7 protein-coding genes and 1 pseudogene are annotated in these 7,967 nt (G+C 59.0%); 5 read left to right on the top strand and 3 right to left on the bottom strand.

What is annotated here, in order from left to right; all coding sequences use genetic code 11:
* The 3 genes from gpmI to V6C16_RS05310 all read left to right on the top strand — a co-directional run.
* On the top strand, window positions 1–1,246 hold a 1,246-nt coding region (gpmI, locus tag V6C16_RS05300), incomplete at its 5' end, for a 2,3-bisphosphoglycerate-independent phosphoglycerate mutase (protein WP_333542855.1).
* Window positions 1,239–1,481 (top strand): hypothetical protein, encoded by a 243-nt coding sequence (locus V6C16_RS05305; RefSeq protein WP_012624199.1) that lies wholly within the window; start codon window positions 1,239–1,241, stop codon window positions 1,479–1,481. The genes gpmI and V6C16_RS05305, both read left to right, overlap by 8 nt.
* 263 nt (window positions 1,482–1,744) lie before the next feature.
* Window positions 1,745–3,280, top strand: coding sequence for an outer membrane homotrimeric porin (locus V6C16_RS05310; RefSeq protein ID WP_333536093.1), 1,536 nt, complete (start codon window positions 1,745–1,747; stop codon window positions 3,278–3,280).
* A 430-nt stretch (window positions 3,281–3,710) separates the two neighbouring features.
* Here the strand turns inward: V6C16_RS05310 and pstA are convergent, their stop codons facing one another.
* The 3 genes from pstA to V6C16_RS05325 all read right to left on the bottom strand — a co-directional run bounded on the left by pstA (window position 3,711) and on the right by V6C16_RS05325 (window position 6,510).
* A complete protein-coding gene (gene pstA, locus V6C16_RS05315) occupies window positions 3,711–4,529 on the bottom strand; it encodes a phosphate ABC transporter permease PstA (protein ID WP_333542856.1) in 819 nt (272 codons plus the stop codon).
* Between the two features lie 128 nt (window positions 4,530–4,657).
* Window positions 4,658–5,548, bottom strand: a complete 891-nt coding sequence (pstC, locus tag V6C16_RS05320; protein ID WP_333536745.1) for a phosphate ABC transporter permease subunit PstC — start codon at window positions 5,546–5,548, stop codon at window positions 4,658–4,660.
* Between the two features lie 113 nt (window positions 5,549–5,661).
* Window positions 5,662–6,510: a PstS family phosphate ABC transporter substrate-binding protein gene (locus V6C16_RS05325; protein WP_333536744.1), complete on the bottom strand. Its 849-nt coding sequence runs from the start codon at window positions 6,508–6,510 to the stop codon at window positions 5,662–5,664.
* A 391-nt stretch (window positions 6,511–6,901) separates the two neighbouring features.
* On the opposite strand from V6C16_RS05325, the gene V6C16_RS05330 reads away from it, so the two are divergent.
* Window positions 6,902–7,579 carry a response regulator gene (locus V6C16_RS05330; protein WP_333536743.1) on the top strand — a complete coding sequence of 226 codons (678 nt, stop codon included), beginning with the start codon at window positions 6,902–6,904 and terminating at the stop codon, window positions 7,577–7,579.
* Window positions 7,580–7,646: 67 nt separating this feature from the next.
* Window positions 7,647–7,967, top strand: a pseudogene (locus V6C16_RS05335) (PAS domain-containing sensor histidine kinase); the annotation flags it as partial.

A 7,967-nucleotide genomic window follows, 5' to 3' on the forward strand; every position in this document is an offset into this window, starting at 1 on the left:
CATGCTGCATCTTGTGGGCCTGCTGTCTGACGGCGGCGTGCATAGCCACATTCGCCACCTTGAGGCCCTGTGCGATATGGCGGCTGCGCAGGAGGTTCCTGTGCGCATTCACGGCCTTACAGACGGGCGCGACTGCCCGCCCCATAGCGGGGTGGATTTTGTACGCGCCCTTGAGGCCAGCATAAAGAATCAGCCGCAGACGCGTATTGCCGGTCTGGTGGGGCGTTTTTACGCTATGGACCGCGACAAGCGATGGGAGCGCGTCAAGGAAGCCTGGGATGTGATCGTGCATGGCACGGCCCCTCTGGCGGCCGATCCCGTGACAGCGGTGGAAGCTTCCTATGCCGGGGGCATTACCGATGAATTTCTGAAGCCCGTGCGCTTCTCCACAGGCGATGCCACGCCCGGTCTGGCCGATGGCGATGCGGTTTTTTTCTTTAACTTCCGGGCAGACCGGATGCGGGAATTGACCGCTGCCTTCATCACGCCCGGTTTTGAGGGCTTTGACAGGGGCAAAATGCCCGTGCTGTCGGCCCTGGCCTCCATGACCTCTTACGAGGCCAGCTTCAATCTGCCAGTGGCCTTTCCCAAAGAAGCGGTGGATCAGGGGCTTGGGCAGGTGGTGTCGCGCCAGGGCATGCGCCAGCTGCGGCTGGCTGAAACGGAAAAATACGCCCACGTGACCTATTTCTTCAATGGCGGCGTGGAAGAGCCGTTTACGGGCGAAGACCGCATCCTTGTGCCTTCTCCCCGCGACGTGGCGACCTATGACCTCAAACCTGCCATGAGCGCGCCCCTTGTGACGGACGAGTTTATCAAGGCCTGGAATTCCGGCCAGTATGATCTTGTGGTCTGCAATCTTGCCAACGGCGACATGGTCGGTCACACAGGGGTTCTAGAGGCAGCCGTTGAGGCATGCGAGGTGGTGGACAAGTGCGTGGGCCGCATGGTCGAGGCTGTTGAAGCCCGCCAGGGGCGCATGCTCGTCATTGCCGACCACGGCAACTGCGAAGTCATGCTTACGCCCGAAGGCCAGCCGCAAACGGCCCACACCACCAATCCCGTACCCTGCATCCTGCTTGAGCCGGGCGGCGAGGTCAAAAAACTGGCCGACGGCAGGCTGGCCGATGTGGCGCCCACGCTGCTGGCTTTGTGGGGCCTTGCCCCATCTTCCCTCATGACGGGGCAAAATCTGGCCCGTGGGCAGGAAACAGATTCGGACAAAAGGGAGGACGCCCGTGGCTGAACGTAAACGGCCCATAGAGCCTGTGGCCCCGGATGGCATGGAAATCCTTTTCTTTTATCAGTGTCCGGGTTGTGGCAAGCATGTGCCTCAGGCCAGCCCAACGGAGCCGCGCATGGTGCGTTGCCCGGGCTGCGGGCAGGGTTTTCCCATCATTCCTGTGGACGAGCACAGCCTGCATTATGTGCGCATCATGCTGGCGGAAGGCAAGGCTGCCGCTGATCCAGATTTTTTGTAACACGATGTTTGAAACGCTTGCGGATTTTTTCGTGAGCGGACCGGAAACATTCGGCAGTAAAAACGGCATCTGCAAGAGCAAATGCCGTTTTTTACGTCTCCTGAGCGCCCCAAAAAGAGGGCGGGGCAAGGTTTTTTGATGTCGGTTAAAATTTTTTTACGAAAATTCTTGCCACTGAAACTGAATCCGTGTAGAAAGAATTTCAACCTAAACGTAGGTTGCTGTATTTTTTTTGGGATGTTTTTTTAAAGAGAGGAAGGGCTATGAAACGTATCTGTACACTCGTGCTGGCCGCCGGCCTGCTTTTGGGCGCGGCCACCGGCGCCAGCGCCATTGACTTCAAGGCCAAGGGCCAGTGGCTCATGGGCTTCGGCGTGGGCGATGCCAACCCCATCAAGAACTATCGTGACGGCGACACCGGCAAGAGCAGCAAGTTCAACAGCAATGACCACTTTGAAGCCGCTCAGCGCCTGCGCCTGCAGTTGGATGCCGTGGCTTCCGAAGCCCTGTCCGGCACCGTGTACTTTGAAATCGGCACCACAACCTGGGGCCAGTCCAAGAGCGGCGGCGCCCTCGGCGCTGACAGTTCCAACCAGATCAGGCTGAAGCGCGCGTACCTCGACTGGATCGTGCCCGATACCGACGCCAAGGTGCGCATGGGCATCCAGGGCGTGGCCCTGCCCAACGTGGCCGGCGGCTCCGCTGTTATGGATACCGACGTTGCCGGCATCACCGTCAACTACAAGTTCAACGAAAACGTCGGCCTGACCGCCCTGTGGGCGCGTCCGCTGAACGACAACTACGTTGACGCCGACAACACCAAGAAAAATAACTATCTTGACAATATGGATCTGTTCAGCCTGATGGTCCCCCTGACCTTTGACGGCGTGAACGTGACCCCCTGGGCCATGTACGGCATGGTGGGCAAGAACGCCCTGAAAACCTGGAATAAGGACGAAAACCGTTATGATGCCATCGGCACTCGCGATGGTAACCCGAAATTTACTCTGCGTCCCTACCCTGGCATGACCGGCGTTAACAATGTCGGGCGCACCGGCAACGAGTACGGCGGTGCCTTCTGGGCTGGTCTGCCCATCGCCGTGACCATGTTTGATCCGCTGAACATCGAACTGGACATCAACTACGGCTATATGCAGGGCATGGGCCGCTTTGACGCCGAGAAGAACGGCAACACTGTGACCAAGCGTTCCAGTACCGAACGTCAGGGCTGGCTTGCCAAGGCCCTGGTGGAATACAAGCTGGATTGGGGCGTACCCGGCCTTCTCGGCTGGTATGCTTCCGGTGACGACAGCAATCCCAAGAACGGCTCCGAGCGCATGCCTTCCATTGTACCCATGGGCAACTTTACCTCTTTCATGGGTGACGGTAACATGGGTTGGATCCGTCAGGACTACAGTGTTGATTACGCCGGCACCTGGGGTATCGGCGCGCAGATCCGCGACATGAGCTTCATCGAAGACCTGTCGCACACCTTCCGCGTGGTCTACTTTGGCGGCACCAACAGCCCCACCATGGCCAAGTACATGGACAACGCGTACTCTTGGGCCACGGAATATGGCGATGGCGCACCCAGCCCGTACCTGACCACCAACGACGGCATGCTGGAATTCAACCTGGTGAACAGCTACAAGATTTACGAAAACCTCGAAATGAATCTTGAACTGGACTACGTTGCCAACTTTATGGACAACAGCACCTGGAAGAAGGCCAACGGCGGCGGCAGCTTCGACAAGCAGGATATGTGGAAGGCCCAGGTGGTCTTCGCGTACAGCTTCTAGAACAGTTAATGCCTGAAATGGTCGCCTGACGGCGAAGCACGTTTACCGTGCGTCCATTTCAGGCAGAGCATTGAAACCTTTCGGGGTTGAACTGCTCAAAGCTGCACAGCCTGCCGCAAGGCAAGCGAGATGACTTCAAAGGGGGGGCTTCGGCTCCCCCTTTTTGCATTGATAACGTAATTTGTGCCACTGACGTGGCATTTTTTTACGCAGGGGCGCGCTGCCAGAAAAATATCAGCCCCAATGCATTTCGCGGTGCAGCACAGCCGCCAGAGCAGGTTGCGCATGAAATGCGTTGAAGTTCTGCGCTGGCTGTACCTTTGACCTGCCATGCAGCGTTGAAAACGCCGCCCACCATTTTGGTGACGGGCGGCGGAGTCCGGAAGGAACGCCAAGGGAGCGGCAGGAAAGGTAAAAAGGCCGGCAAATATCAGCGTTTGCGCTGCAGGCGGTCGCGCAGCAGTATGGCCGCCAGGTTCATGCCCAGCACCAGAAGCAGCAGCACAAGCCCGGTTCCGTATTGCAGGGGGCGGGTTTTTTCTATTTCTGTGCCTGCGGTAGCCAGCACATACATATGGTAGGGCAGGGCCATAACGGAGCTGAAGATGGAATCCGGAGTCTTGGGTGTATAAAAAACAGCCGCCGTGAACATGATGGCGGCGGTTTCGCCAGCGGCGCGCGCCACACCAAGGATGGCCCCGGTAAGCATGCCGGGCAGGGCGCAGGGCAGCACCACGCGGCTGATGGTCTGCCATTTGTTGGCCCCCAGGGCCAGCGAGGCTTCGCGATAGGTATCAGGCACATTGCGCAGGGCCTCTTCGGCCGTGCCGATGATGACGGGCAGGGTGAGCACGGCGAGGGTGAGCACGCCGGAGAGGATGCTGACCCCGAAGCCGCAAAAAGTCACAAAAAATGACAGGCCGAAAAGGCCGAAAACCACGGAAGGAACCCCGGCCAGATTGTTGACGCCCAGGCGAACGTAGCGCGCAAAGGCATTTCGTTTGGCGTATTCATGCAGGTAAACGGCCGAGGCCACGCCCAGGGGAAAAGCCAGCAGCAGCGCCCCCAGCGAAAGGATGGCCGTGCCGATAATGCAGGGCAGTATGCCGCCTTCGGTCATCATGCTGCGGGGGGTCTGGCTTATGAATTCCCAACTGAGGGCGGGCAGGCCGTGATAGAGCAGAAAGCCGCACACGGTTACAAGGGCCAGCACGTTGCATGCTGCCACACCCCGCAAAAAGAGGAACATGAGGTTTTGTGCGCGACCGCGCGCCTTGCCGCTTGTTGGCGTAAAGCGTTTTTGCGGCGTGTCCGGAGTGCCGGTCTGACCGGGCCATATGGGCTGTGACATGTTTTTCCCCGATTCCCGCGGTATTGTTACAGGCTCGAAGTACCGGCCTGACGGTGTTTCTCGGCAATATGGGCTGCCAGCATGTTAAAGGCCAGTGTGAGCAAAAAGAGCACGATGCCGATGGCAAAAAGTGCGTGATAGTGTTCGCTGCGAAAGGGGGCCTCGGCCATTTCGGCGGCAATGGATGCGGGCATGGGGCGTACAGGATCAAGCAATGATGTGGGAATGATGCCTGCGCCGCCCGCCACCATAAGCACCACCATTGTTTCTCCGATGGCGCGCGACATGCCGAGCATGACCGCCGTGCCTATGCCCGAAAGCGCCGCCGGAATGACAACGCGCACCGTGGTCTGCCAGCGCGTGGCCCCGAGCGCCAGCGACGCCTCGCGCAGGTCGCGCGGAACACTGTAAAGCGCGTCTTCGGAAACCGAACAGATGGTGGGCACGCTCATGAAGGCCAGCACTACAGAGGCATTGAGCAGGTTCAGGCCTGTTGCCGCGCCCAGATAGTCCTGCAGCATGGGGGCCAGCACCACCATGCCCAGAAAACCCAGCACCACCGAGGGCAGGGCGGCCAGCAGTTCCACAAAGGGCTTGATGATGCGGCGCACGGCAGGGTGGGCAATTTCCGTAAGGTATACGGCTGTGAGCACGCCCAGCGGCACTGCCAGCAGTGAGGAAAAAAGCGTTACCGCCAGCGAGGCTATCAGCAGGGGGAAAATGCCGAACAGGCCAGGGTCTTCGGTGGGGTACCACAGGCGACCGAAAAGAAAATCCGTGACGGGATAATGCGCAAAGAGCGGCAGGCCTTCCATAAACAGAAATATGACGATACCGGCCAGGGCCAGCAGCGAACTGCCCGCCATGCCGGCGAGTATACAGCGAACCAGTTTTTCTTTCAGGTCTGTGGAACGCATGGGCCGTTCTCCTGACGCGCAGGCGCGTCCATTGCACGGTGTGGCAAGGGCAGGGCAGGCCGGTTTGCGGTGTCCGGCCTGCCCGCGCCCTGCAAGGATTTTTTGTCCGTTGTTTATTTGCTCAGGGGCACGTAGCCCACAGCGAGCACATCCTTTTGGCCCTTGTCGGGCGCTACCAGGTATTCCACAAATTCTTTCACCGCGCCCTCAGGCGCGCCGCTGGTGAAGATGTACAGTTCACGGGCGATGGGCCACTGTTTGGAAAGGGCCGTTTCGGCGCTGGGGCTTACGCCTTCAACCGTGACCGCTCTGGTGGACTTGTCCACATAACCCAGACCCACATAGCCGATGGCGTTCTTGTTTTTGCTCACCGTCTGCACCACGGCCCCGTTGGAAGCCTGCATGAGCGCCCTGGGGCTGACGCGCTCCTTGTTCATGACAAGCTCTTCCCAGGATTCAAACGTGCCGGAAGAAGTATCGCGCGAGATCGCCACAATCTGAGCGTCTTCGCCGCCAAGGTCTTTCCAGTTGGTGATTTTTCCGGTGTAAATGTCGCGCAACTGCGCAAGGGTGAGAGCGCCCACCTTATTGGCCGGGTTGACCACAGGCACAATGGCGTCAATGGCTATGGCCGTGCGCAGGGGCGTAATGCCGTTTTTGGCTGCGGCGTCCTTTTCCTTGTCTTTGATGTCGCGCGAACTCATGGCTACGTCGCACTGTTTTTCAATGAGCGCCTTGATGCCGTTGCCGGAGCCGCCGCCGGAAATGCTCAGCTCCGTGCCGGGGTGAGAGGCCATGAAAGCTTCACCGGCTTTTTGCACCACGGGCAGCACGGTGGTGGAGCCGTTGATGATGACCTGCTGGGCGGCGGAGGCCGAAGCGCTCCAGAAAAGCACGGCCAGAGCGCAGGCCGCGAGCCTGCCGCTGTAACGGGAAACGCGTTTTTTGAGATCAAAAGACATGAGTTTCTCCTGGTTTTATCAGGGGTGAAAAAATTCCACCCGCGGCATTTGTTTGCCGTGCCTTTCTTTTGGCCCGCCTCTGTTACAGAATGATGACGGAAACACGAAGACTGCGTGAAAGGACGTCAGGCCATACCGCAGCCCGCGCAGAGAGTTTTGCGGAATATCGCTGCCCGTATTGCGTGGGCATGGCGAGTATGCCGGTCTGGGGATATGGATCGGGTTGACCGATATGGGGCGGGGAAGCCCGGAAAAGGCGTCAATTGATTTGCCATGCCCGGTGAGGCATGCTTTTTCAGGTGGTTCGCCATGTCACGCAAATGTAACAAAGCTACCATCACATTGGCGCAAAGAAACGCTTTACTCGGGCTGCGTCACAGAGGTGTGCACTATGAGCCAACAGATATTGATAGTTGAAGATGAAGCCGATATCCGCGAGCTTTTGCGCTTTAATCTGGAGCGTGAGGGTTTCAGCGTTCTGGAGGCGGCCGATGGCAACGAGGCGCTCAGACTGGCCCGTCAGCATCTGCCTGCTCTTTTGTTGCTGGATGTCATGATGCCCGGCCCGGACGGATTTGAGGTCTGCCGCCTTTTGGGTGCGCAGGCCGAAACCGCCCATATCCCCGTGCTGATGCTCACGGCCAGAGGTGAAGAGATGGATCGCGTGGTGGGCCTGAGCCTTGGGGCTGATGACTATGTGGTCAAGCCTTTCAGCGTGCGTGAGCTTATGCTGCGCATACGGGCCGTATTGCGACGCGGAACGAGAAATGATGAAAGCCCGGTGCTGGAGCGTCACGGCATTCGCCTGCGGCCCGATGCCCATGCTGCGGAAGCGCAGGGCGAAGAATTACAGTTGACAGCCACGGAATTTCGCCTGCTGGAAGACCTGCTGCGCCATGCCGGGTCGGTGCGCACACGCGAGCAACTGCTCAACAAGGTGTGGGGCTATTCCTTTGAGGGATACGCCCGTACGGTGGACACGCATGTGCGCCGTCTGCGCGCCAAGCTGGGCGATGCGTCCTCCATGCTGGAGACCGTGCGCGGGGTAGGCTACAGAATCAAGGAATAGCCGTCCGGGTACGCGCCTTGCGATGCGTCCGGGCAGATACGGCGGCATGGCCGCATTGGCGGGAGATATGCTTTCATTCAGAACCAGAATTTTTGGCGGCATGCTGTTTGTGGCCCTGGTTTCCATAGCCGTGGCCGTTTTTTACGGCAAAGCCTGGTTTGAAAAAGTACAGCTTGAGTCGGCGCGCGAACGTCTGGTGCGTGAAACAGCGCTGGCCGGAGTTATTCTGGACGGTATGGGTGACCATACGGCCGGGCTGACGCGCCTTGCCGCCATTCTTGATATGCCCGAAGAGCGTCTTTCCCTGCTGGACCCGCAGGGGTACGTGCTCGGCGATACCGCGCCCGACGCGCAGCCCGTGACTCGTCTGGACAACCACGCCGACAGG

The sequence above is a fragment of the Desulfovibrio sp. 1188_IL3213 genome, assembly GCF_036763145.1.
Lineage (GTDB): Bacteria > Desulfobacterota > Desulfovibrionia > Desulfovibrionales > Desulfovibrionaceae > Desulfovibrio.